Genomic DNA, 21,997 nt, shown 5'->3' on the forward strand with positions numbered 1-21,997 from the left:
TCAGCTCTCGGCCAGCGCGGCCACCGTGCGCGCCAGCGCCTCCTCTAGCGGCACCCGGCAGGTCCAGCCCGTGACCGCCGTGAACGCCGACGGGTCGACCTCGACGCTGCGCAGGTCCGAGCCCTCGAAGTGCGGGGGCGGCGGCACCGGGACCACCGGCACCGGCTCCCTGCCGGTGTGCCGGGCGACGGCGGCGGCGATCGAGCGGAACACGTCACCGAGCGCCGGGGCCCGGCCCGTGCCCAGCAGGTAGTGGCGGCCGGCCAGTTCGTCGGCGTGGTCCAGGGCGGTGACGAACGCCCGCGCCGCGTCCTCGATGTTCAGCAGGTCGCGGCGCACGGTGCCGTCGTGCCACATGGTGAGCGGTTCGCCGGCCAGGGCCTTGCGGATCATGGTGGACACCACGCCCCGGTCGTCCGTCGTGGCGGCGGCGGGCGGGCCGAACACGGGCGGCAGGCGCAGGCTGGTCGCGCGGAGGTGACCGGCCTCGGTCGCGGCCATGAGCAGGCGCTCCGCGGTGTGCTTCTGCCGGTCGTACACGCCCTCCGGGCGGTCCTCCTCGGTGCCGTCGATACGGTCCGCGGTGACCTTTCCGACCTGGGTGTTGCTGCCGGGGAACACCACCACCGGGGGCGGCCCGCCGGCCCGGTCCCGCAGGGCGGCCACCAGGTCGCGGACCAGGCCGACGTGGATGCGCTCGGCGGTCTCGTCGCCCTCGGCGATCCGCCAGCCGGAGGGGCCCCGGATGTGCGCGGCGAACGGGAACACCGCGTCGCAGCCCGCCACCGCCTCCGCCACGGCGCCCGGCCGGGCCAGGTCCGTCCGGCGGGTCTCGACGGAGCCCGGCGCGTCCGGTTCCCGGCGGGCGACCGCGCGCACGCGCACCGGCAACTCGGCCAGGGCCCGGACGACCGCGGAGCCCAGGAACCCCGAGGCGCCGAGGACGACGACCAGCGGACGGCCGGCCGCGGGCCCCGGATCGCCCGCGTCGCGCGGGCCGGTCGCGGCCATCACATCCCCTCCGCCACGCAGGCGCCGTACTCCGGCAGCAGCCCCCGCTCCAGGGCGTCGGCCAGTGCCGGTGCCGTACGGTCGCGTTCGGACATCGACAGCTCCAGGCCGGCCGGCAGGTCCAGGGACAGCTCCGGGTCCAGCGGGTGCACCGCGCGTTCCTTCTCCGCCCGGTAGGCCGCGGACAGCAGGTACACCATGGTCGTGTCGTCCTCCAGCGCGACGAAGAGGTGCCCGACGCCGATGGGCAGGTACAGCGCGGTCCCCTCCTCGGCGGTCAGTTCCACCGCCTCGGAGCGCCCGAACGCCGGCGATCCCGCCCGGACGTCGACGACGAAGTCCAGCGCCCGGCCGCCCGCGCACTGCACGTACTTGGCCATGGAACCCGGCAGCGCCGTGAAGTGGACGCCGCGCACCACTCCGCGCCTGGACCGGCTGGTGCTGGCCTGGGCGACGGGGAACAGCGGCCGGCCGAGCGTCCGGCCGAAGGCGTCCTCGTGGAACGGCGACGTGAACGCGCCGCGGTCGTCGTGGAACACCTCGGGCGTGAACGCGTAGGCGCCCGGGATGCTCAGCTCGCGCACCTTCATGCCCGAGCACCCTCGCGCGTCCCGACGAAGATGCCCGGACCGGCGGCCTCGCCTTTGGTGTAGTGCGGTTCGAGGCCCGCCTCGCGGAACGCGGCCTCGTACGTCCCGCGGTCGAACAGCGACATGACATGGGTGTCGGTGAAGTGCTCGATGCCCGTCTCGGGGGCGGCCACGGTGTAGTGGACCTCCATCCGGCTGGCGGAGCCCTCGCGGACCGAGTGCGACACCCGGGAGATGGTCCGTCCGCCCGTGGTCACCACGTCGGCGCCGACCCAGCCCGTGAGGAACGTGTCCGGGAACCACCAGGGCTCCACCACGAGCACCCCGTCGGGGGTGAGATGGGCGGCGAGGTTGCGCACCGCCTGCCGCAGATCGGCCGTGCTGCGCAGATAGCCGATCGAGCTGAACATGCAGGTGACCGCGGAGAAGCGGCGCCCGAGCCGGAAGTCGCGCATGTCGCCCTGGTGCAGCGGCAGTCCGGGGTTGTTCCGGGCGGCGACGGCCAGCATCTCGGGGGAGAGGTCGACGCCGGCCGCCTCGGCGAAGGAGCCGCTCAGCTCGCGCAGATGCGCGCCGGTGCCGCAGGCGACGTCGAGCAGCGACGCGGCCCCCGGCGCCCGCTCGCGGACGAGGGCCAGCACGGCCGCCGCCTCGCCCCGGTAGTCCTTGCCGCGGCCCTGGTAGAAGTCGTGGTAGACGTCGGCGCGCCGGTAGATCAGGGTGTCCGTACTGGTCGTCATGGAATGCCTCCTGGCTGGCGTGGTCAAAGGGTGCGCAGTACGTCGCGCAGGGCGGCGATCACCTTGTCCTGCAGCCCTTCCGGCAGGGACGGGTACATCGGCAGGGAGAAGATCTGCTCCGCCAGCGCCTCGGTGACCGGCAACGAGCCCCGCGGCACGCCGAGACGGGCGAAGCCGCGCATCGTGTGGACCGGCCACGGATAGCTGATGTTCAGGGAGATGTCGAAGCGCTCCCTGAGCGTCCTGATGATGTCGTCCCGGCGGGGGTGGCGGACCACGTAGACGTAGTACACGTGCTCGTTGCCCTCGGTGACCACGGGAAGTTCCAGGCCGCCGGGGCCGCACAGGTCCCCGAGGCCCTCCGCGTAGCGGTCGGCGATCGCCCGCCGCCGCGCTATGTAGGTGTCCAGGCGGCCGAGCTTGCGGCGCAGGATCTCGGCCTGCACCTCGTCCAGGCGGCTGTTGTGGCCGGGGGTCTGCTCGACGTAGTACACGTCCTCCATGCCGTAGTAGCGCAGCCGCCGCAGCGCCCGGTCGACACCGGGGTCGCCGGTCACCACCGCGCCGCCGTCGCCGTACGCGCCGAGCACCTTGGTCGGGTAGAAGGAGAAGGCGGCGGCCCGGCCCGTCGTCCCGGCGAGCCGGCCGTGTCTGCGGGCGCCGTGGGCCTGTGCGCAGTCCTCCACGATCGTCAGGCCGTGCTCGGCGGCCAGTCGCTCCAGGGGCGCCAGGTCCACGCACTGCCCGTACAGATGGACCGGGACGACGGCCTTGGTGCGCGGGGTGACGGCCGCCGCGACCAGGTCGGTGTCCATGAGGTGGTCCTCGGCGCGGACGTCGACGAACACCGGGGTGGCCCCGGTCCCGTCGATGGCCACGACGGTGGGCGCGGCCGTGTTGGAGACGGTGATCACCTCGTCCCCCGGGCCCACGCCGACCGCCTCCAGGGCCAGCTTCACGGCGTTGGTGCCGTTGTCCACGCCGACGCAGTGGGACACCCCGAGATAGGAGGCGAACTCGGCCTCGAACCCCAGCACGCTCTCGCCGAGCACCAGCCGGCCGGAGCCGAAGACCTTCTGCACCGCGTCGAGGATGTCCGCCTTCTCCGCCGCGTACTCCGCGAGGTAGTCCCAGACGTGGGTGGTCACCTGTCGTCCTCCTTGTGGAAACCGAAAAATGTCAGCAAGCTCCTGGCCTCCACATTGAGGTGGCTGCCGTAGCGCACGAACTCGGCGAGCTGGCGCAGTGTGACCCACGCGTAGTTCTCCGGCACTTCCAGGGGGAAATCGTCGGCGACCTCCACGAGCAGATATCGGTTCTGCGCGTGGTAGAAACGCCCCCCTTCCTCCGAATGGACACTGTCGAAGTGGATACGCGCGGGCGGTGCGCCGAGAACCTCGTCGAGAAACAGCGGCTTCAGTTCGTCGGGCAGCAGACGGTAGTTGTCCGGCTGGCACTGCACGGTCGGCGCCATTTCCACGCCGTCCAGGGCGCCGGTCTCGATCCGGGCCTGCACGAGCAGGTGCAGCACACCGTCGATACGCCGGTTGAGGAAGGCGATGACGCCCTGGCTCGTCGGCTCGAACATCGGCTGCTGCCAGCCCGGCACCTCGCGGCTGCCGGCCTCGACGTCGACCCCGACGACCGCGAAGTGCTGGCCCCGGTCGTGCACGATCTCGCCGTCGACCCACGACCAGCCGTCCACCTTGGCCAGCGGCACACTCCGCCGGGTCAGGGTGCAGCGCCCCTTGGCCTCGGTGAACCAGCTCAGCAGCTCCACGGTGGAGTGCAGCGCACGGCCCCGGGGCGACCAGGACCGGGCCAGGGCGGCCCGGAACCCGTCGCCGGCGGGTTCCTCGGCGTCGTCGTAGCACCGGGACGCCAGGCCGGCCAGGACGGTGCGGGTGTCCATGTTGATCAGGTTGGGTTCCCGCAGCAGTTCGGATATCTGCTCGTAGCTCAGCCAGCAGAAGTCCTCCAGCAGCGGGACGTCGTCCTCGACCTGCACGATCATGTTCCGGTTGCGTTTGGCGAGGAACCAGGACGCCTGCTCCGACTGGAGCACGTCGGACAGCGTCCGCCCGCCGCGCGGCGCGGTGAAGTAGTCGAGATACGGGACCCGCTTGCCACCGTGCACACCGGTGAAGTTGCTCCGGGTCGCCTGGACCGTCGGGGAGAGCTGGAGTCCGTTGACGTTCCCCGGTTCCATCTTGACCTGGAGCAGGCAGTGGGGGACGCCGTCGAACTCCTTCACCAGGATGCCCAGTACGCCCTGCTCCGGCTGGACGATGATCGGCTGCTGCCACGCCTCCACCCCCCGCCCGGAGCGGGACACATCGAGGCCCTCCACGGTGAAGAACCGCCCCGTGCGGTGGACGAGATTGCCCGATTCGGGGTCGGCCGCCCAGCCGTCGAGTTCCTCCAACGGAATTTTGGTCGTGCGGTATTGCTGGGCCCGGCACCGATTCCGGTACCAGGCGTGGAAATCCGCGATCGCGGAGAACATTCGGTCACCTCCAGCGACGGAATCGGCTTCCCGTACGCTTCCGGAGATGACCTTGCCAGATCCGCGGCGTCCGGTCTGCCCTCTCCTGCCGGATTCCGTACGTACCCGAGTACGGCATGAGCGAAATTCGAGCGGGCGCCGAGCGCACAGGCCAGAAGCTCTTGATGAGCAGGTACGCGACACGGAGGTTCACACCCAGTGAGAGATTTCCCGCAGGGGGGGACGGCGGAGCCCTCCTTCGCCGAAGTGGTCCGGGCATTCAGCGAGAACTTCGACTCGGGCGCCGAGGTCGGCGCCGGCGTCTGTGTCTACCACCGCGGCCGGCCGGTGGTGGACATCTGGGGCGGCTTCGCCGACGAGGCCCGCACCGATCCCTGGCGGCCGGACACCCTGGGCATCCTGGCGTCCCCCACCAAGGCGCTGGTCACGGGCGCGGCCCTGCTGCTGGTCGACCGGGGACTGCTGGAACTCGACGCGCCCGTGGCCGAGTACTGGCCCGAGTTCGCGGCCCACGGCAAGGCGGGGATCACCCTGCGCATGGTGCTGGCCCACCGGTCCGGGGTGGTCTGTCTGGACCACGCCCCGATCGTCGAGGAGCATCTGCGCGCGCACACCCCGATCGCCGAGGCCCTCGCCGCCGCCCGCCCGGAGTGGGAGCCGGACACCGCGCACGGCTATCACGCGACCACTTTCGGCCATCTGATCAGCGAGTTGGTGCGGCGCCGCACCGGTCACACCGTCGGTGAGTTCTTCGCCGCGGAGATCGCCGCGCCGCTGGGCCTGGACTGCCACATCGGCCTGCCGGACCCCGGCGCCGCCCACCTGGCGACCATGCTGGAGTCCCGGGCCGAGGAGCTGATGGCGGGCGCCGACCCGGGCGACGGCATGGCCATGATGATCGCGCTCGGCGACCCGGCGTCCCTGACCTACCGGGCCGTACTCGGCAGCATGTCGCTGGAGCTCGCACCGGACCCGGTGGTCGAGAACCCGTCGTACGACGGCCTGGCCAGCGCCCAGTCGCTCGCCCGCTTCTACGCCTCGTTCATCGGCGACGTCGACGGCTTCCGGCTGACCAGGCCGGAGACCACCGAGCAGATGCGCACCGTGCACTCCACCGGCACCTGCCGTACGACGCTGCTGCCCAGCACCTGGGGCCTGGGCGTCATGCTGGCCGACGGCCCGATGTTCCCCGCCGCGTCGGGACTCGGCGGTGCCTTCGGACTCGGCGGTGCCAACGGCAACTTCGGGTTCGCCGACCCGGAGCACCAGCTCGCCCTCGCCTATGTCCAGAACGCCGGCACACAGGTGATCGGCCGCATCGACGACCGGGCGCGCCACCTGGTCGAAGCGGCCTACCGAAGCATCGGCGCCCTGTGACCCACCGCCGGCCCGCACCCCCAGTGAAAGGTTTCCGACATGCGCGTCCTGTTCACCGCCGCACCGGGATACGGACTCATGCTCCCGCTCGTCCCGCTCGCCTGGGCCGCCCGCGCGGCCGGGCATGAGGTGCTGCTCGCCACCACGGCCCACATGAAGGAGGTCGGCGCCGAGTCGGGCCTGTCGGTCGCCGACGTGTTCCCGCGGCGGGACATCGGCTCGGACCTGGTGGCGGGCGCCGCCGGCACCGCCGAGCCCACCGGCGGCACCCCGCCCGGCTACTGGGAACTCGTCAGCGCCGTACGGCCCTTCGAGCTGTTCACGCTGGCCATGACCGAGGGCACGATCGGCGCGGGCCGCGAGTTCGGCGCCGACCTGGTCGTCTACTGCTCGGACCACATGGCGGGCAAGCTGGCCGCGATCGCGCTGGGCGTGCCCGCGCTGGAGGTCGGCAACCGGGTGTCCTGGTCCCTGCGGGACGCGGAGTTCCGCGACGGCGGGGAGCACGACGCCCGTACGGGAATCCTGCCGGACGACGCCCCGGTGGTGACGGCACTGCGGGAGCGGCTCGGACTGCGGGCGAGCACACCCGACCTGGTGGCCCGCATCGACCCGCGGGCGCCCAGCATGGGCGGCCTGGCCCAGGAGGAGCCCGACGCCGCGGACGGCGTGCCGTGGCGCCCCATGCGGTACGTCCCCTTCAACGGCGGCGCGGTGCTGCCCGGTTGGGCCATGCGCCGACCGGACCGGCCGCGGATCTGCCTGACCCTGGGCACCGTCGCGCCGCTGCTCCCCGGGGGCGGCGGGCTCGGCCTGCTGATCGAGGCGCTGTCCGGGCTGGACGCCGATGTGATGCTGGCCGACGGGGAGACGGACCTGAGCCGGTTCGGCACGCTCCCGGACAACCTCCACCCGGCCGGTTTCGTGCCGCTGTCCGGGATTCTGCGGGACTGCTCGCTGGTCGTGCACCACGGCGGCTCGGGCACCACGGCGGCGGCGCTGCACCACGGAGTGCCCCAGCTCGTCGTGCCGGGCGGCGCGGACAACGCGCTGTGCGCCCAGCGGGTGGTGGACCGCAAGGTGGGCCTGTCCATCGAGCCGTCCGAGGCGGACGTCCCGGCGGTGCGTACGGCGGTGGAACGGCTGCTCACCGAGAAGGCGTTCGCGGACGCGGCGGCCGAGGTGCGGGCGGAGATCGCCGGCCAGCCCAGCCCCGCGGCGGTGTTCGAGCGGATCGCGGCGGATCTGGAGCAGCGGGGCCGCGCGGCCGCGTGAACCCCGGGAACACCGAGGAGCGGCCCGCCCCGGGCGAGGGGCGGGCCGCTGCGGACCGTCCGCGGGCCACCGCCGCGAGCGGGTTCAGGTGGTTCACCCGGCGGCGGCGCCCGGCGGCATCCTGTCGAACCAGTGCGACCGGCGACGGAACGGCGACCCCGGAAGATGCGCACGCGTCCGGGACCCGCCCGGCTCCGGCAGGGCTTCCCAGTCCACCCGCTCGCCGCGCAGCCACGCCAGCGCCACCGGGTCCCCGCCGTGGTCCGGGCTGCGGCCCGCCGACAACTCGTGCAGGCCGTCGCGGAACTGGTCCAGGTCCTCGGCGACGACGACCGCCCGTACCGGCTGCGCCCGGCGGCCGCCGCGCAGCGACCGCGCCACCGCGGCCAGGCCCGGCGGCTCGGCGCCGTCCAGCTCCGCGAGCAGCCGGTCGGCCAGCTCCCTCAGGCACGCCTCGTCCTGCCCCGACAGCGGCACGACATACCGGTGGCGCGGCTGCTCGGGCTCCCGGACCAGGGGCGCCTCCTCCAGCAGGACATGGGAGATCCCGCCGCCCAGGCCGAAGGAGTTGACCCCGGCGAGCCGGGGCACGGCACCGCGCGGCCAGGGCACGTCGTCCACGGCGATGGCGACGTCCGTGCCCGCGACGGGCAGTTCCGGATCGGCCCCGGTCAGGCCCGCGATCCGCGGGATACGGCCGTGCCGCAGCACCAGCACCGTCTTGACCAGGCCCATCAGACCGGCGGCCGCTTCGAGATGGCCGATGCTGGCCTTGATCGAGCCGACCCACACCTTGCCACCGGGCCCGGCCGGTACGGCCGTACGCCCGTCGGGGCCGGTCAGTGCCTCGGCGAGCGCGGCCACCTCGACCGCGTCACCGCTGGGCGTGCCCGAGCCGTGGGCCTCCAGGTAGCCGATGTCGGCGACCGACCGGCCGGCGGCGCCCGCGGCCCGGCGCAGCAGACGCACCTGCGAGCCGATGTCGGTGCCGGTGAGGCCGCCGCCCCGCCCGTTGTGCGCGGTGTCCACCGCCCGGATGACCGCGTGCACCGGGTCACCGTCGGCGAGCGCCTGGTCGAGCCGCTTGAGCAGCACGCACGCGCCGCCCTCGCCCCGCACATAGCCGTCCCGGTCCGGGCCGAACGGAACCGAGTCCCCGGTGGGGGAGAGGGCACCGCCGCGGTAGGCGGTGTTGGCGTAGAAGCCGTTGCTGATCACGTTCGGGGTGCCGACCAGCGCCATGGGGTACGCGCCGTGCTGGAGTCCCTGCACCGCGAGGGCGACGGCGGTCAGGCTGGAGGAGCAGGCCGAGTCGATCACCATGCTCGGCCCGGTCCAGCCGAACTGGTACGAGACCCGGTTGGCGCTGAACGCCGTCATCCCGCCGGGGAAGGCCGCGCTGTCGGCGAGGCCCCGGGCGTTGATCCGCTCGCGGTAGTCGGACATGAACGAGCCGACGAACACCGCGACCGGCTCGCCGTCGAGGCTGTCCGGATCGATGCCGGCGTTCTCCACGGCGTGCCAGGCCAGTTCCAGCATCATCCGGTGCTGCGGGTCCATCCACGCCGCCATCCGGGGCGCGATGCCGAAGAACCGGGCGTCGAAGGTGTCGATCCGGTCCAGCAGCGACGCGGCGGGCGGGGCCGGCAGTTCGATCCCCGGGTCGAGACCGTGCCAGCGGCCCTCGGGGACCGGCGTGAAGCGCCGCTCGCCCTTGGCCAGCATGTCCCACAGCGCGGCCGGCGTCTCCACGCCGGCCGCCCGGCAGGACATGCCGATGATCGCGATCGGTACGAGGTCATCGTCTTTCATCGGGGACCACCAACCTGGGGTACGGGGTGAGATTGTCGGGGGCGGTGCGCATCAGGACGGCCTCCGGCCCGCGCCGATCCGTTCGCCGTGCAGGGCCCGGATGCGGCGGCGGGCCTCGGCGCCGCCGATGGTGGCCTCGTGGTCGGGGATCTCCCGGGCCAGCGCCGCCTGCGCGCGCCCGAGGGTCTCCTCGCGGAGCTGTGCCTTCAGCCGCTCCAGGGCGTCCCGCGGCGCCTGGGCGATCCGCAGCGCGGTCCGCTGCGCCTCGGCGCGGACCTTGTCGTGCGCCGTCACGCTCACTCCTGCGCCGCGCTCGGCGAGTTCCCGGCCGCGGTAGCTGCGGGCCGAGTACAGCATCTCGGTGCCCAGCGCCGCGCCCAGTTTGGCGGGCAGCAGATAGGTGGCGCCGAGGACGGGCGTGAAGCCGTACGTGAGGAAGTTCGCGGCGTAGCGGGACCGGTCGCTGAGGACGGTGACGTCGCAGTAGAGCGCGAGGAGGAACCCGCCGCCCAGCGCGTGGCCCTGCGCGGCGGCGACCACCGGCAGCGGGCAGTCGACCACGGCGCGCAGGAACCGCCAGACGGGCACGATGCGTTGCTCGTGGGGGCTCAGCATCTGGTCGACGGAGCCGCCCGCGCTGAACATCCCGGGGAGCCCTTCGAGGACGACTGCCCGCACCCGCGGATCGGCCGCCGCGTCCCGCAGCGCGTCGGCCATCGCCGTGCGCAGCGGGGCGGAGAGCCGGTTGTGTCCGGCCGCGTCGTCGAGCCGGACGGTGGCCAGCGGCCCGTCCACCTCCAGGACGACCGTGGCGGTGGTGGTCACGCGATCAACCCCTGTTCCCTGAACTCGGCGAGTCTGCGGTGCACTTCGGGGTCCGCGAGCCGCCGGCCGAGGGCCTCGACGAAGAGTTCCTCGTGCCGTGCCGGAGCCGGGACCAGTTCGGCGTGGTACTGCTTGAGCGCCACCAGCGCCGCGGGGTCGGCCGCCCGCAGGGCGAGCAGGACCCGGCGCAGCCCGGCCGTCCCGCCCTGGCGGTCCGCCAGCCCGGCCGCGACGGCCTCCGGCCCGGTCAGCTCCCGCGCGGTCAGCGCCAGCCCGTACGCGCGGTGACCGCCCACGCGCCGGGCGACCACCGGCAGGATCGCCGCCGGGATCAGCCCCAGCAGCACCTCGGTCATCCGGAACGTGGCCCGCTCCCCGACGACGACCTGGTCGCAGGCCGCCGCCAGCCCGACACCGCCGCCGAGGGCCGCCCCGTCCACCGACGCGACGGTGATCAGCCGCGACGCGGTGAGCCGGGTGAGCAGCCCGCCGACGGCCGCGATCCGCGTGCGCCAGGCCGTTTCGAGCGTGTCCAGCGCCCAGCCGGCGCAGAACGTGTCCCCGACGGCGTCCAGCACGAACACCCGGACGCCGGGGGTGGCCTCGGCCTCGTCCAGGGCGGCGGTCAGCTCCGCGAGCATGCCTTCGTCCAGCCGGTTCCCGGTGGCCTCGCTGTCGAGGGTGACCCGGACGACGGGGGGCCGCGACCGGTCGACGGCGATGCGGCTCAGCGCCATGCGTACGCCCGGTGGAAGTCGGCGACCCCCGTCAGCACCAGCGTCGGCCCGTGCGGGCGGAACGGCTCCAGGTACTCGTCGCAGGCGGAGAGGTCGACGGTGCGGTCCTGCCGGGGGACCAGGCAGGACCGGGCGGCGGGCAGCAGCTTCTGGTACTCCTCGAAGGTGACCTCCCGCCGGGCGCGCACCCGGTCCCCGATGCGCATCTCGGCCAGCACCCGCGGGGCGCCGGGTGCGACGACCCCGCTGAAGAACTCCGAGGCGCAGCCGGAGCCGTACGAGTACAGCCCCACCCGCGCGCCCTCGACGTGGGACCCGTGGTCGATCAGGCTCGCGAGGGCGAGGTAGAGGGACCCGGAGCACAGGTTGCCGACGGTGCGCGCGTACGTCAGCGACGGGACGACACGACGGGTGAAGTCGGCCTCGACGGCGGCCGGTCTCGCCGGCGCGACCTCGCGCATCAGCTTGCGGTGCGCCGCCTTCACCATGCCGGGGAACGGCGTGTGCATCACCAGGTGGTCGAAGGTGGCGGTGAAGTCCGTCTCCGGGGCCTGGCGCACGTAGTCCTGGTAACTGGCCGACAGGCACTGCAGATAGCTGAGCAGGGACAGGTCGGGGTTGACGAAGTCCAGGTCGGGCGCCGGCCGGGCGGTGTCCATGACCTCGAAGGTGTGCAGACCGGACCGGTCCTGGTCCAGGGCCAGCAGCCGGGGCTCGGCGGACACCAGCACCGCGACCGCGCCGTTGCCCATGGTGGGCTCGGCGTACCGGGCGCGCTCGTCCATCGGGCTGATGTCGGTGGCGATCACCAGCGCCCTGGCGCCGGGGTCCGGCTGCCCCGCGAGGTAGCCGGCGGCGAGCCGGAGCATGCCCGTGGTGCCGTAGCAGGCCTGCTTGACCTCCATGATCCGGCAGCGCGGCGACAGGTTCAGGTACCGGTGGGCGTACGACGCGATGGACTTGCTGAAGTCGACGCCCGACTCGGTGGAGGTGACGAGCAACTCGATCCGCTCCGCGTCCGTGCCGAGCGCGTCCACCAGGGGTTTCGCGGCGTTGACCGCGTTGGTGACCGGGTCCTCCCACGGCAGCAGCACCGAGCGGTGGTCCGCCATGAGATTGCCGATCCGGTCCGGGTCCAGGCCGCGGCCCTCGAACAGGGCGGGCACGGACAGCCGGGCGAGCCCGCAGTAGGCGTTCAGCCCTTCGATGCCGATCGGCCGCATCACTGGCTCCCCTTGCTCAGATGGTCGATGAGCGCCCCGATGTGCGGGATGTCGGCGAAGCTGGAGATCGGCTCCTTGCTCGCCAGCCGGTGGACGAGCAGGGAGATGATCTCCACCCGGTCCACCGAGTCCGCGCCGAGGTCGCGCAGGTTCTTGTCCAGGGTGACGTCGGCGGCGGGCAGGTCCGGCAGGATCTCCCCGATCACCGCCCGTACCGTCTGCTCGACCTGGCTGCGACGGCTCATGCCCGCTCCCTGCGAAGATGGATCGCGCACACTGCGAGCAGCCGCCCCGAACGGGCCTCACGCACGGTGATGTCGGCCGTCTCGTCACCGGGGATGTCGCCGTGGTGCCAGAGCCGCACACCGATCGTGAGCCGGGCCCCGAAATCGGCGTTGCCGAAGTAGCCGAGCTTGTGGTCCAGGACCCGCCTGGCCAGGAACTCCCGGTCGGTGCGGCCCAGTCGCCGCCACAGTCGCAGCAGCGCGGTGTCGATGATGGAGAAGTACGAGGCGAAATAGAGCAGGCCCACCCCGTTGAAGTCATGCACCACATCGAGGTCGTACTCGGTGGTGAGCTCCTCCCCGGCGACATGTCCGGGAACGCCGTCGGGGTGGAACGTCCCGTTCTTCCGCGCCCGGGAGGCGATACCGCGCGGGGAGTGGCGCTCCGGCAGTACCGGCAGGTGGTCGTGGCGGAAGTCCGGTGGCGAGGACTGGACCAGCGCCTCGTTGCTGTCCGGCCGGCCCCGGGAGATCCAGCGGTTGAAGTTCTGCACGTACAGGCTGTCGGCCCGTGGCCGCTCGTAGAACTCCACGGGGTCCAGCACGTCGAGCGCCGGGCCGGCCTTGGTGAGCCGGTGCAGGGTGAGCACGGACTCGCCGCCGAAGTCGAACGACCGCGAGGTGACGGTCAGTTCGTCGCCGAAGGTCAGCCCGTGCGGGTGGACCTCGGCCGTGCCCCGCACATGGAAGTAGTAGAACGACAGGTACGCGGGCAGCCCGTCGGCGGTGTGCGCGTCGTAGACGTTCGTCCCGCAGGTCGCGGCGACCGTCTCCCAGGTCCAGTCGCCCAGTTGCGCGAAGATCGACGAGCTGCCGCCGCACATGTGCGGAGAGACCGTCACGTGCCGGGCCACGCAACTGCCGTCCAGGAGTACCGGCGCCCGCAGGGTCACAGGCGAGGTCATGTCTGCGCGGCCACCCGCTCGCGGATGTAGTCGGCGAGCCTCGCCACCGTCGGGTGCTCGAAGACCGCGTCGACGCTCTCGTCCAGCCCGTACTTGGTGTTGATGACGGTGACGAGTTCGACGCCCAGCACCGAGTCCAGGCTGAGATCGGCGAACGTCGCCTCGTCGTCTATTTCGGAGGTCTCCAGATAGAGGACGTCCGCGAGATGCACTCGCAGTTCCTCCCGGATCGCGGAATCAGTCAAGGAAACAGCCACTGTTCTTCCCTCACATTGAGTCTGGCCGATGTGTTATCGGCGGACGACCATCGCCGAGTTGTAGCCGCCGTTGCCGCGCGCCAGCACGAGCGCGGCGCGTACCGGGGTGCTGCGGTGCTCGCCCCGTACGAGGTCGATGCGGTAGTCCGCGGGGACGTCCCGCACGTGCGCGGTGGCCGGGATGACGGCGTCGCGCAGCGACAGCAGGGCGCACACCAGGTCGAGCGGGCCACCACCGGCGTAGAGCCTGCCGACCAGGGCCTTGGGCACGCTGACCGGGACGCCGTGCGGGCCGAACACGTCCGCGATGGCCTCGGCCTCGGTCCGGTCCAGCTCCGGGACGCCGCCGGCGTCGGCGAAGACCACGTCGATGTCGCCGGGTCCCAGCCCGGCGTCGGCCAGCGCCAGCCGGATGGCGCGGGCCAGCCCCGGCGGGCGTCCGGAGCCCGGCCGCGGATCGAAGGTGGACGCGTGCCCGGCCAGCTCACCGTAGACGCGGGCCGCGCCCCGCCGCTTCGCCGCCTCCTCGTCCTCCAGGATGAGATAGGCGCCGCCCTCGCCGGGCACATAGCCGCCGGCGGCCGTGTCGAACGGCAGATAGGCCCGCCGCGGGTCGGGCACGGTGCTGATCCGGCCGGTGGCCAGGTGGGAGACCCAGCCCCAGGGGTCGTACGACGACTCGACACCACCGGTGACGGACAGCGGGGTGCCGCGCCGCACCACCCGCCGGGCGTGGGCGATCGCGTCGAGGCCGCCCGCCTGCTCGGCCACCAGCACACTGCCCGGCCCGCGCATGCCGTGCCGGATGGAGATCTGGCCGGTGTTGGCCGCGTTGAACCAGGCGAACGACTCGTACACGCTGACCCGCTCGGGCCCGTGCGTCCACAGTTTCCGTATCTCGCGGTGGGTGAACTCGAAGCCACCGGTGGCGTTCGACCCGATCACGCTCATGTCGAAGTCGTCGAAGGACTTCGGGTCCACGCCGGCGTCCCGCAGCGCCTGGTCCGCCGCGATCAGCGCCAGCCGGGTGACCCGGTCGGTCTGCGGCAGCAGCCGGCTGGACAGGAACTGCTCGGCCTTGAAGTCGCGCAACTGCCCCGCGAGCCGGGCCGGGTACCCGGAGGCGTCGAAGCGTTCCAGCTCGGTGATGCCGCTGCGCTGTTCGAGGGTCGCCGACCAGTAGGCCTCCGCGCTGGTGCCGTTGGGCGCCATCACGCCGAGCCCGGTGAAGACCGTCTTCATGCGTCCCCTCCTCGCCACTTGCGCAGGACCATCGCGCTCTGGAAACCGCCGAAGCCGCTGCCCACCGTGAGCGCGGTGTCGACCCGGCGCTCCCGGGCGACCAGCGGCACATAGTCCAGGTCGCACTCCGGGTCCTTCTCGTGCAGGTTGGCCGTCGGGGGCACGACCCCGTGCTCGATGGCGAGCGCGCACGCCGCGATCTCGATCGAGCCGATCGCGCCGAGCGAGTGCCCGATCATGGACTTGATGGAGCTGACCGGCGTCCGGTAGGCGTGCTCGCCCAGCGCGCGCTTGAACGCCCCGGTCTCGTGCCGGTCGTTCTGCTTGGTGCCCGACCCGTGCGCGTTGACGTAGTCGACCGAGTCGGCCGGCATCCGCGCCTCGTCCAGCGCCGCGGTGATCGCCGCGGCCATCTCCCGGCCGTCCACCTTCAGACCGGTCATGTGGTAGGCGTTGCAGCGGGTCGCGTAGCCGCCGATCTCCGCGTAGATACGGGCACCGCGCCGGCGGGCGTGCTCGTACTCCTCCACGACGAACATGGCCGCGCCTTCGGCCAGTACGAAGCCGTTGCGGGTGCGGTCGAAGGGGCGGGCGGCGTGCTCGGGGTCGTCGTTGCGCGGAGTCGTCGCCTTGATCGCGTCGAAGCAGGCCGCGGCCAGCGGGGACACCGCGGCCTCGGTCGCCCCGGTCACCATGATGTCGGCGCCGCCCTCGCCGATGAGCTGATGGGCGTAGCCGACGGAGTCGATTCCGGAGGTGCAGCCGGTGGACAGCAGCCCCACCGGGCCCTCGGCGCCCACCTCCCAGGCGACCTCGGTCGCGATCGTGGTCGGCGTCAGGTGGTTGAACAGATGCGGTGTCGCGTAGCGGTGGTCGACCAGCCAGTCCCGCCCGGTGTCGGACAGCACCAGGTACTCCCGCTCCAGACTGGTGGCCGCGCCGACCGCGCTGCCGACGCTCACTCCGAGCCGGCCGGGGTCCACCGCGTCGAGGTCCAGCCCGCTGTCGGCGAGCGCCTCGCGCGTGCACGTGACGGCGAACTGGGTGACCCGGTCCATGCGGCGGATCTCCCGGTGGGTCAGACCGTGCGCCGCCGGGTCGAAGTCGACCTCGGCCGCGACCTGCGAACGGAACGCGTCCGCGGCGAAGGCGGTGATCCGGCGGGTCGCGGTGCGTCCCGCGGTGAGCAGTTCCCAGAACGCCTTGGTGCCGTCCCCGCCGGGGGCCACCACCCCGATTCCCGTGATCACCGAGCGTCGTGCCACGACCGTCCTCCCCGTCCTGAGATCGCACCGGTCCCCGCGGCGCCTGCGCGCTGTCGGGTCATGCCGCCTGGGCCACGGCCTGGAGCAGGACCCGGGGCGTCTCCACCACGGCGATCTCCTCGTCGGATATCTCGACCCCGAACTCTTCCTTGATACGGCTCGCGGTCTCCATCAACGCCAGCGAGTCATAACCGAGATCGGTGAACGACGTGTCGAGAATGTCGCCGTCCAGATTCACGCTCTCGTCCGTTCCGGCGCACTCGGTCAGAATCCTGCGGAGATCGTCGATCGTCATGGGATTCCCCTCCAGTTCCAGCGGTTCGGGCCGACTCTGCTCGGCGGGGCTAAAGATCCACTTGAGTTCCGGCGGAAAAGGGCGCGGTCCATTCCGGCACGTCCAGAATGTCGAGCACCGCGGCCGACCAGGTGAAGCCGCCGCCCACCCCGAGCAGCAGACAGCGCTGACCCGGCCGTACGGCACCGGTCTCGACCAGACGGGTGAGCCCGGCGAACTGGTCGCCCGCCCCGAGATGCCCCACCCCCCGGCTCCACGACCACAGGGTGCGCGCGGGGTCGATGCCCATCCGGCGGGTGTAGTTGACGTCCAGCCGGCGCTGCCCGAAGTGCGGCAGGACGAACCAGTCGACGCCGGCCAGTCCGGTATCGGCCTCTTCGAGGGCGCGGGCCACCGACTCGCGCTGCCGGGCCGCCATCAGGACGACGGACCGCTGCCCTTCCGGGCTGCGCAGATACGCCTTGGTCGTCTCGACCACACTGAGCGGGCTGCGCACCGACAGCGGCGCGAGCGCGAAGGGGTCCTCGCCGCGGTGCATCCGCTCCAGCTCCGGCTCGCTCAGCAGCACCAGGGAGCGCAGTTGGGCGAACCCCGAACCGCGGGCCAGCACCAGCGCGGTCGCGCCGTCCGCGAGCACCGTGCCCTCGTCCGAACGCCACCGGTCGATGCCGGGGAGGCCGAACCGGTCCGCGGTGGTCAGGAGCGCCGCCGTGCCGCCGGTCCCCAGCAGATGGGCCGCCGCCAGCTCCAGTGCCGCCATGCCGCCGTTGGAGGTCTGCCGCAGCTCCATGGCCGGGCAGTGGTTGCCCACCGCCAGGCGCTGCACATAGGAGGCGGGCGCCCACATGTCGTGGCCCTGGTAGTACGACGAGGCGTGCAGCAGCAGCGAGATGTCGCCCGGCGCGCATCCGGACCGGGCCATCGCCTCCCGCGCGGCGTCCACCGCCATGTCCGGCGCCGACCGGTCGGCCACCGTCACCCCGGTGACCTGCGCCCGCCGCACGATCTCCGGCTCGACCAGCCCCTCGGCGACGGCCCTTTCGGCGGGCATCACCGGCGGGAGCCAGCTCGCACAAGAACGGACATAGACATCTTCCCACCGCACGCCGGTCCTCCCAGTTCGCCGACGGCCCAGGCTGATCGCCGGGTGTGGAAACCGGCTAGAGCTGCGCTCTAGCGAACCTCGAAGCGGCACCGTCAGCCTCGGCGCATGGGATCAAGCACCCGGCAACTGGTATTGCTCTTCCCGGGCCAGGGGGCCCAGCACGTCCGTATGGCAGCGGGGCTCTACGCCCATGACCCGGTGTTCACCGACACCGTGGACGAGGTGCTGGAGCACTTCGGGGACGCCGGACGGATGCGCGCGGACTGGCTGTCCGAGCGGCCCTCGGTACCCGTCGACGACGTACGCCTGGCGCAGCCGCTGCTGTTCACCGTCGGCTACGCGCTGGGGCGGATGCTGCTGAGCCGCGGGGCCCGGCCGGCCGCGCTGCTCGGGCACAGCGTCGGCGAACTGGTCGCCGCGACGCTGGCCGGGGTGTTCGACCTCGGTGACGCCGTCACGCTCATGCGCGACCGGGTCGCCCGGCTGGCGGCGACCCCGCCGGGCGGCATGCTGACCGTCGCCGCGGCCGAGCACGACGTGGCGCCCGTACTGGCTCGGCATCCCGATGTCGCCGTGGGCGCGGTGAACGCCCCCCGGCAGATCGCCCTCGCGGCACTCGACGGTCCTTTGCTGGCCGTCGAGGAGGACCTGCGCGCGGCGGGGTTCACCGTCCGCAGGGTGGCCGCCACCACGGCGTTCCACAGCCCCGTACTGGCCCCGTTGTTCACCGGTCCGCGGCCCTTGTCGGAGTTCCGCCTGTCCAGCCCGCGGCTCCCGCTGTGGTCGGCCTTCACCGCCGGGCCGGTCGGCTCGCCCGACCCCGGCATGTGGGCGGCCCAGCCCGCCGCGCCGGTCCTGTTCTGGCCGGCCCTCGACAAGCTGCTCGGCACCGGCGCCTACCTGCTCGCCGACGTCGGGCCCGGACAGGGCCTGGCCACCCTCGCCCGGCGCCACCCCGAGGTCCGGGCCGGACGCAGCGCGGTGACCGCCCTGCTGCCCGCCCGCCCCGGCACCCCGCAGGCCGAGCGCGCCGCCGTCGAACGCTGCCTCGGGGTACTGCGGGACGAGGGCCTGTCCGGTGCGTCCCCCCTGTCCGAAGCGGCATCGAGCACCCGAGGAGTGCTGTGAGCGAGAAGCGCGTCGCCCTGATCACCGGATCGTCGTCGGGCATCGGGGCGGAGGTGGCCAGAAGGCTCGCCGACCGCGGCATGCGGATCGTCGTCAACTCCGCCCGGTCGGTGGAGGCCGGCGAGAAACTGGCCTCCGAACTGCCCGACGCGGTGTACCTGCGCGCCGACATCGCGGTCGAGGACGAGGCCAGGCAACTGGTCGCCGACGCCGTCGGGCACTACGGCCGTCTCGACGTCCTCGTCAACAACGCGGGCGTCTCCCGTCCCATCCCGCACGGCGACCTCGACGCCGCCGATCTCGCCGTATGGCAGCGGATCTTCGCGGTCAACGTCTTCGGCACCTGGCAGACGACCGTCGCCGCCGTCCCCGCCCTGCGCAGGAGCGGCGACGGCGTCGTGGTCAACGTCTCGTCCATCGCGGGCACCCGCCCCGCCGGCAGCTCCATCCCCTACGCCGTCAGCAAGGCCGCGCTGGAGCACATGACGCGGCTGCTGGCGAAGGCCGTCGGCCCGGACATCCGGGTCAACGCGGTCGCGCCCGGTCTGGTCGAGACCCCCTGGACCCAGGGCAAGGACTTCTTCGCGCCCATCGCCGAACAGGTCAGGGCGCTGACGCCGCTGCGCAGGGTGGGCCGGACCGAGGACGTCGCCGAGGCGGTGCAGGCGCTGATCGGGGCGACGTACACCACGGGCCAGGTGCTGCTGGTCGACGGCGGCGCGCACCTGGTGTGAGCCGGCCCGACCGCGAGAGTTTGTCCACCACGAAAGGGTTGTCATGCGTCTCGGAGTGAACCTCGTCTACCGGTCCGCCGGAGAGCTGGCGCGCGAGGCGGAACGCCTCGGATACGATCTCGCGCTGGCCTCCGAGGGCTTCCGCTCGGATGCCGCGACCGTGCTCGGCCTGGTCGCCGGCCGGACCGAGCGGATCGGCCTGGCCTCCGGGATCATGCAGATCCCGGCCCGGCCGCCGGGCACCGCAGCCCTCACCGCGGCCACCCTGGACGCGCTGAGCGACGGGCGGTTCCGGCTCGGCCTCGGGGTGTCCAACCCGCATGTCTCGGACGGCTGGTACGGCGTACGCTTCGACCGGCCGCTCGGCCGCACCCGCGAGTACGTGGAGATCGTCCGGCAGGCCCTGGACGGCGGCCCCGTCCGCTACACCGGCGACCACTTCAGCCTCCCCGCGCACGGCCGCGACGGCGCGCCCCTGCACCTGTTCACCGAGCGGCCGAACCGGCGGATACCGCTCTACCTGGCGGGCGTCGGCCCCAAGAGCCTTCAGCTCGCCGGGGAGATCGCGGACGGCTGGCTGAGCGGCTTCACCACCCCGGACCAGGTGGCGAAGTCGGTGGCCGAGATCCGCACCGGCCGTGAACGAGCCGGTCTGGACCTGACGGGCTTCGAGGTCGTCCCGTTCGTACCGATGCAGGTGGGCGACGATCTCGCCGATGCCGCCGACCGGCTGCGCGCGCATTACGCGATGCTGCTCGGCGTCGGCGACCCCGCGGACAACTTCTACTGCGCCCTGGCCAGGACGATGGGGTTCGACCGGGAGATCGACGAGTTCCGGGCCCGCCTGCTGGCCGGTGACCGCGCGGGCGCCGCCGCCGCGATCCCGCTGCGGTTCATCGACGCCACCGCCCTGATCGGCCCGCTGGAGCGGATCTCCGAGCGGATGCGGGCCTTCGCCGAGGCCGGTGTCACCACCCTGAGCATCCTGGTCACGGCGAACGACACCACCCTCGACGGCCGCCTGCTGATCCTGCGGCAGGCGGCCGAGGCGCTGGAGCGGTCCGGCGCCGGCTCGTAGCGGCCCGGCCGGGGGACGGGCCCGTGGGCCGGGACCGTCCCCCGGCGCTCACAGCGTGTGGTCGGCGACCACGGTGCGTTCGAGGTTCAGCAGCCGCCCCGACTCCCGCACCAGTACGTCCCGTACGACGCAACTCGGCGCCGTCACCGCGACCGGCTCGCCGGGCCGGGTGACGAGGACCAGCGCGTAGTACTCGGTGACGATCGACCCGTCGCCCTGCGGCAGCACCTGGAGCATGTTGAACCAGTGGCGGCGCTGCGCGGGATCGCTGCCGTACTTGCGCTCCTGATGGGCGCGGATCGCCGCGACGATCTCGTCCCGGCCCTTCGCGGGCGGCGCGCCCACGGAGTGGTGGAACACACCGTCCTCGGTGAAGGTGGCGGCGAACTCCTCGGCGTGCAGCGCGTCGAGGTGGTGCACCTGGTGGGCGTAGAACTGCTGGACCTCCACATAGAGATCGGTGAAAGTACCGTTCTGCGGCGTTGACGGAATGGGCACGCGGTCTCCACTGGATAAAAAGAGGATCAGGGAACTCGGCCCACTGTGGCCGGGGCCGCTCGACAGAACCTTGAGGTCGCCTCGAGTTGCTTCGGAAAGGCTCGGCGACCATGACGTCTACTGAATCCCGAAGCCACTACGCGGAACACGACATCGAAATCGACGCCCCGCCCTCCCGCGTTTTCGAGCTGATTTCCGATGTGACGCGCTGGCCCTTGATGTTCGCGCCGTGCGTGCACGCCGAGGTCCTCGAACGGGAACCCGGCGCGGATCGTATACGGCTGTGGGCGCTCACCGGGGACGAGGTGCGGAGCTGGACCTCCCGGCGGCGACTGGACGCCGCCGCCGCGCGGGTCGACTTCGAGCAGGAGAACAGCCGGCCGCCGCTGGCCTCCATGGGCGGGCACTGGCGGGTGGACGACGGCACCCGGCTGGTCCTCGCGCACACCTGGGCGCTGAGCGACCCGACCCCGGAGTCGGAGCGGTGGGCGACGGAGGCCCTGGACCGCAACAGCAACGCCGAGACGGCCTCGGTGCGGCAGTGGGCCGAGTACGGCGACGACTTCGGCGGCCTGGTCTTCGGCTTCGCCGAGGAGGTCCGCATCGCCGCCCCCGCGCCGGCGGTCTACGACTTCCTGTACCGGGCCGACCTGTGGCCCGAGCGGCTGCCGCACGTGGCCGCGCTGGAGCTGGAGACGGCCGCCGCCTCGGAACTGACCGCCGGGGCCGAGGTGCAGACGATGACGATGGAGACGACGGGCAGGGACGGCGGCACCCACCGCACCCGCTCCATCAGGCTGTGCTTCCCGGACGAGCGCATCGTCTACAAGCAGACGGCGGTGCCGCGGCCGCTGCGCGCGCACAGCGGTGAGTGGCGGCTCGTCCCCGCCGACGGCGGTGTCACCGTCGTGGCGCGCCATGAGGTCGCCCTGGACCCGGCCGCCCTGGAGGACGTCTTCGGCGCCGGCACCACGCCCGAGCAGGCCCGTGCCAGGACGACCGAACTGCTGGGCGGCAACAGCCTGACCACGCTGAGGCGGGCGGGCGAGCACCTGCTGTCCACCGGCGCGTGAAAGCGGTGCTCGCCCCGTCCTCGGCGGGGCGAGCACC

General features: G+C 72.7%; 23 protein-coding genes. 6 read left to right on the forward strand and 17 right to left on the reverse strand.

What is annotated here, in order from left to right; genetic code table 11:
- Genes ACFY32_RS15435 through ACFY32_RS15455 form a run of 5 tightly spaced genes read right to left on the reverse strand, consistent with a single transcriptional unit; the run spans nt 1 to nt 4,847 of the window.
- Nucleotides 1–1,011, reverse strand: coding sequence for an NAD-dependent epimerase/dehydratase family protein (locus ACFY32_RS15435; RefSeq protein ID WP_390674441.1), 1,011 nt, complete (start codon nt 1,009–1,011; stop codon nt 1–3).
- Entirely contained in the window at nt 1,011–1,601 is a 591-nt protein-coding gene (locus tag ACFY32_RS15440; RefSeq protein WP_359203479.1) for a dTDP-4-dehydrorhamnose 3,5-epimerase family protein, read from the reverse strand. Before ACFY32_RS15440 ends, ACFY32_RS15435 begins: the two co-directional genes overlap by 1 nt.
- Nucleotides 1,598–2,341 (reverse strand): class I SAM-dependent methyltransferase, encoded by a 744-nt coding sequence (locus ACFY32_RS15445; protein ID WP_390674442.1) that lies wholly within the window; start codon nt 2,339–2,341, stop codon nt 1,598–1,600. Before ACFY32_RS15445 ends, ACFY32_RS15440 begins: the two co-directional genes overlap by 4 nt.
- Before the next feature lie 23 nt (nt 2,342–2,364).
- On the reverse strand, nt 2,365–3,489 hold the full coding sequence (locus ACFY32_RS15450; protein WP_359203485.1) for a DegT/DnrJ/EryC1/StrS family aminotransferase: 1,125 nt from the start codon (nt 3,487–3,489) through the stop codon (nt 2,365–2,367).
- Nucleotides 3,486–4,847: an NDP-hexose 2,3-dehydratase family protein gene (locus ACFY32_RS15455; protein ID WP_359203488.1), complete on the reverse strand. Its 1,362-nt coding sequence runs from the start codon at nt 4,845–4,847 to the stop codon at nt 3,486–3,488. Before ACFY32_RS15455 ends, ACFY32_RS15450 begins: the two co-directional genes overlap by 4 nt.
- Nucleotides 4,848–5,045: 198 nt before the next feature.
- On the opposite strand from ACFY32_RS15455, the gene ACFY32_RS15460 reads away from it, so the two are divergent.
- Both ACFY32_RS15460 and ACFY32_RS15465 read left to right on the forward strand, forming a co-directional pair.
- Nucleotides 5,046–6,224, forward strand: a complete 1,179-nt coding sequence (locus ACFY32_RS15460) for a serine hydrolase domain-containing protein (RefSeq protein ID WP_359203490.1) — start codon at nt 5,046–5,048, stop codon at nt 6,222–6,224.
- Nucleotides 6,225–6,263: 39 nt separating this feature from the next.
- The gene (locus ACFY32_RS15465; RefSeq protein ID WP_359203493.1) at nt 6,264–7,499 is read left to right on the forward strand and encodes a nucleotide disphospho-sugar-binding domain-containing protein; all 1,236 of its coding nucleotides are present in this window, start codon (nt 6,264–6,266) and stop codon (nt 7,497–7,499) included.
- A gap of 93 nt (nt 7,500–7,592) precedes the next feature.
- Here the strand turns inward: ACFY32_RS15465 and ACFY32_RS15470 are convergent, their stop codons facing one another.
- Genes ACFY32_RS15470 through ACFY32_RS15520 form a run of 11 tightly spaced genes read right to left on the reverse strand, consistent with a single transcriptional unit; the run spans nt 7,593 to nt 17,395 of the window.
- Nucleotides 7,593–9,311, reverse strand: coding sequence for a beta-ketoacyl synthase N-terminal-like domain-containing protein (locus ACFY32_RS15470; RefSeq protein WP_390674443.1), 1,719 nt, complete (start codon nt 9,309–9,311; stop codon nt 7,593–7,595).
- 51 nt (nt 9,312–9,362) lie between these two features.
- The gene (locus ACFY32_RS15475; RefSeq protein ID WP_359203499.1) at nt 9,363–10,136 is read right to left on the reverse strand and encodes a polyketide synthase; all 774 of its coding nucleotides are present in this window, start codon (nt 10,134–10,136) and stop codon (nt 9,363–9,365) included.
- Nucleotides 10,133–10,873 carry an enoyl-CoA hydratase-related protein gene (locus tag ACFY32_RS15480; RefSeq protein WP_359203502.1) on the reverse strand — a complete coding sequence of 247 codons (741 nt, stop codon included), beginning with the start codon at nt 10,871–10,873 and terminating at the stop codon, nt 10,133–10,135. Before ACFY32_RS15480 ends, ACFY32_RS15475 begins: the two co-directional genes overlap by 4 nt.
- Nucleotides 10,864–12,096: a hydroxymethylglutaryl-CoA synthase family protein gene (locus ACFY32_RS15485; protein ID WP_390674444.1), complete on the reverse strand. Its 1,233-nt coding sequence runs from the start codon at nt 12,094–12,096 to the stop codon at nt 10,864–10,866. Before ACFY32_RS15485 ends, ACFY32_RS15480 begins: the two co-directional genes overlap by 10 nt.
- The gene (locus ACFY32_RS15490) at nt 12,096–12,341 is read right to left on the reverse strand and encodes a phosphopantetheine-binding protein (RefSeq protein WP_359203509.1); all 246 of its coding nucleotides are present in this window, start codon (nt 12,339–12,341) and stop codon (nt 12,096–12,098) included. Before ACFY32_RS15490 ends, ACFY32_RS15485 begins: the two co-directional genes overlap by 1 nt.
- The gene (locus ACFY32_RS15495; RefSeq protein ID WP_390674445.1) at nt 12,338–13,285 is read right to left on the reverse strand and encodes an LnmK family bifunctional acyltransferase/decarboxylase; all 948 of its coding nucleotides are present in this window, start codon (nt 13,283–13,285) and stop codon (nt 12,338–12,340) included. The genes ACFY32_RS15490 and ACFY32_RS15495 overlap by 4 nt, the downstream gene beginning before the upstream one ends.
- A complete protein-coding gene (locus ACFY32_RS15500) occupies nt 13,282–13,530 on the reverse strand; it encodes an acyl carrier protein (protein ID WP_390674446.1) in 249 nt (82 codons plus the stop codon). Before ACFY32_RS15500 ends, ACFY32_RS15495 begins: the two co-directional genes overlap by 4 nt.
- Nucleotides 13,531–13,575: 45 nt before the next feature.
- Entirely contained in the window at nt 13,576–14,784 is a 1,209-nt protein-coding gene (locus ACFY32_RS15505; RefSeq protein WP_359203518.1) for a ketosynthase chain-length factor, read from the reverse strand.
- Entirely contained in the window at nt 14,781–16,049 is a 1,269-nt protein-coding gene (locus tag ACFY32_RS15510) for a beta-ketoacyl-[acyl-carrier-protein] synthase family protein (protein ID WP_359203521.1), read from the reverse strand. Before ACFY32_RS15510 ends, ACFY32_RS15505 begins: the two co-directional genes overlap by 4 nt.
- Nucleotides 16,050–16,107: 58 nt before the next feature.
- Nucleotides 16,108–16,344, reverse strand: a complete 237-nt coding sequence (locus ACFY32_RS15515) for an acyl carrier protein (RefSeq protein ID WP_359203524.1) — start codon at nt 16,342–16,344, stop codon at nt 16,108–16,110.
- Nucleotides 16,345–16,393: 49 nt separating this feature from the next.
- Nucleotides 16,394–17,395, reverse strand: a complete 1,002-nt coding sequence (locus tag ACFY32_RS15520; RefSeq protein WP_390674447.1) for a ketoacyl-ACP synthase III family protein — start codon at nt 17,393–17,395, stop codon at nt 16,394–16,396.
- 159 nt (nt 17,396–17,554) lie between these two features.
- On the opposite strand from ACFY32_RS15520, the gene ACFY32_RS15525 reads away from it, so the two are divergent.
- From ACFY32_RS15525 to ACFY32_RS15535, 3 genes are read left to right on the forward strand one after another with little or no spacing between them, the layout of a single operon-like run.
- Complete coding sequence (locus ACFY32_RS15525) at nt 17,555–18,577, forward strand: acyltransferase domain-containing protein (protein WP_390674448.1); 1,023 nt, start codon at nt 17,555–17,557, stop codon at nt 18,575–18,577.
- A complete protein-coding gene (locus tag ACFY32_RS15530) occupies nt 18,574–19,311 on the forward strand; it encodes an SDR family oxidoreductase (protein WP_359203533.1) in 738 nt (245 codons plus the stop codon). The genes ACFY32_RS15525 and ACFY32_RS15530 overlap by 4 nt, the downstream gene beginning before the upstream one ends.
- A 43-nt stretch (nt 19,312–19,354) precedes the next feature.
- Nucleotides 19,355–20,389 carry an LLM class flavin-dependent oxidoreductase gene (locus tag ACFY32_RS15535; RefSeq protein WP_359203536.1) on the forward strand — a complete coding sequence of 345 codons (1,035 nt, stop codon included), beginning with the start codon at nt 19,355–19,357 and terminating at the stop codon, nt 20,387–20,389.
- Nucleotides 20,390–20,437: 48 nt separating this feature from the next.
- Here the strand turns inward: ACFY32_RS15535 and ACFY32_RS15540 are convergent, their stop codons facing one another.
- Nucleotides 20,438–20,887, reverse strand: coding sequence for a nuclear transport factor 2 family protein (locus ACFY32_RS15540; protein WP_359203539.1), 450 nt, complete (start codon nt 20,885–20,887; stop codon nt 20,438–20,440).
- A gap of 110 nt (nt 20,888–20,997) precedes the next feature.
- On the opposite strand from ACFY32_RS15540, the gene ACFY32_RS15545 reads away from it, so the two are divergent.
- A complete protein-coding gene (locus tag ACFY32_RS15545; RefSeq protein WP_359203542.1) occupies nt 20,998–21,960 on the forward strand; it encodes an aromatase/cyclase in 963 nt (320 codons plus the stop codon).
- Nucleotides 21,961–21,997: the final 37 nt, after the last annotated feature.

Origin of the sequence: Streptomyces sp. NPDC000134, from assembly GCF_042899225.1 — a bacterium.
In the GTDB taxonomy this organism is placed as follows: domain Bacteria; phylum Actinomycetota; class Actinomycetes; order Streptomycetales; family Streptomycetaceae; genus Streptomyces.

What these genes read in the sequence shown, in the direction of transcription:
- ACFY32_RS15435 (WP_390674441.1), bottom strand. Translation starts at nt 1,011, where the DNA reads ATGGCCGCGACCGGCCCGCGCGACGCGGGCGATCCGGGGCCCGCGGCC.
- ACFY32_RS15440 (WP_359203479.1), bottom strand. Translation starts at nt 1,601, where the DNA reads ATGAAGGTGCGCGAGCTGAGCATCCCGGGCGCCTACGCGTTCACGCCC.
- ACFY32_RS15445 (WP_390674442.1), bottom strand. Translation starts at nt 2,341, where the DNA reads ATGACGACCAGTACGGACACCCTGATCTACCGGCGCGCCGACGTCTAC.
- ACFY32_RS15455 (WP_359203488.1), bottom strand. Translation starts at nt 4,847, where the DNA reads ATGTTCTCCGCGATCGCGGATTTCCACGCCTGGTACCGGAATCGGTGC.
- ACFY32_RS15465 (WP_359203493.1), top strand. Translation starts at nt 6,264, where the DNA reads ATGCGCGTCCTGTTCACCGCCGCACCGGGATACGGACTCATGCTCCCG.
- ACFY32_RS15470 (WP_390674443.1), bottom strand. Translation starts at nt 9,311, where the DNA reads ATGAAAGACGATGACCTCGTACCGATCGCGATCATCGGCATGTCCTGC.
- ACFY32_RS15480 (WP_359203502.1), bottom strand. Translation starts at nt 10,873, where the DNA reads ATGGCGCTGAGCCGCATCGCCGTCGACCGGTCGCGGCCCCCCGTCGTC.
- ACFY32_RS15485 (WP_390674444.1), bottom strand. Translation starts at nt 12,096, where the DNA reads ATGCGGCCGATCGGCATCGAAGGGCTGAACGCCTACTGCGGGCTCGCC.
- ACFY32_RS15490 (WP_359203509.1), bottom strand. Translation starts at nt 12,341, where the DNA reads ATGAGCCGTCGCAGCCAGGTCGAGCAGACGGTACGGGCGGTGATCGGG.
- ACFY32_RS15495 (WP_390674445.1), bottom strand. Translation starts at nt 13,285, where the DNA reads ATGACCTCGCCTGTGACCCTGCGGGCGCCGGTACTCCTGGACGGCAGT.
- ACFY32_RS15505 (WP_359203518.1), bottom strand. Translation starts at nt 14,784, where the DNA reads ATGAAGACGGTCTTCACCGGGCTCGGCGTGATGGCGCCCAACGGCACC.
- ACFY32_RS15515 (WP_359203524.1), bottom strand. Translation starts at nt 16,344, where the DNA reads ATGACGATCGACGATCTCCGCAGGATTCTGACCGAGTGCGCCGGAACG.
- ACFY32_RS15520 (WP_390674447.1), bottom strand. Translation starts at nt 17,395, where the DNA reads ATGCCCGCCGAAAGGGCCGTCGCCGAGGGGCTGGTCGAGCCGGAGATC.
- ACFY32_RS15525 (WP_390674448.1), top strand. Translation starts at nt 17,555, where the DNA reads ATGGGATCAAGCACCCGGCAACTGGTATTGCTCTTCCCGGGCCAGGGG.
- ACFY32_RS15535 (WP_359203536.1), top strand. Translation starts at nt 19,355, where the DNA reads ATGCGTCTCGGAGTGAACCTCGTCTACCGGTCCGCCGGAGAGCTGGCG.
- ACFY32_RS15545 (WP_359203542.1), top strand. Translation starts at nt 20,998, where the DNA reads ATGACGTCTACTGAATCCCGAAGCCACTACGCGGAACACGACATCGAA.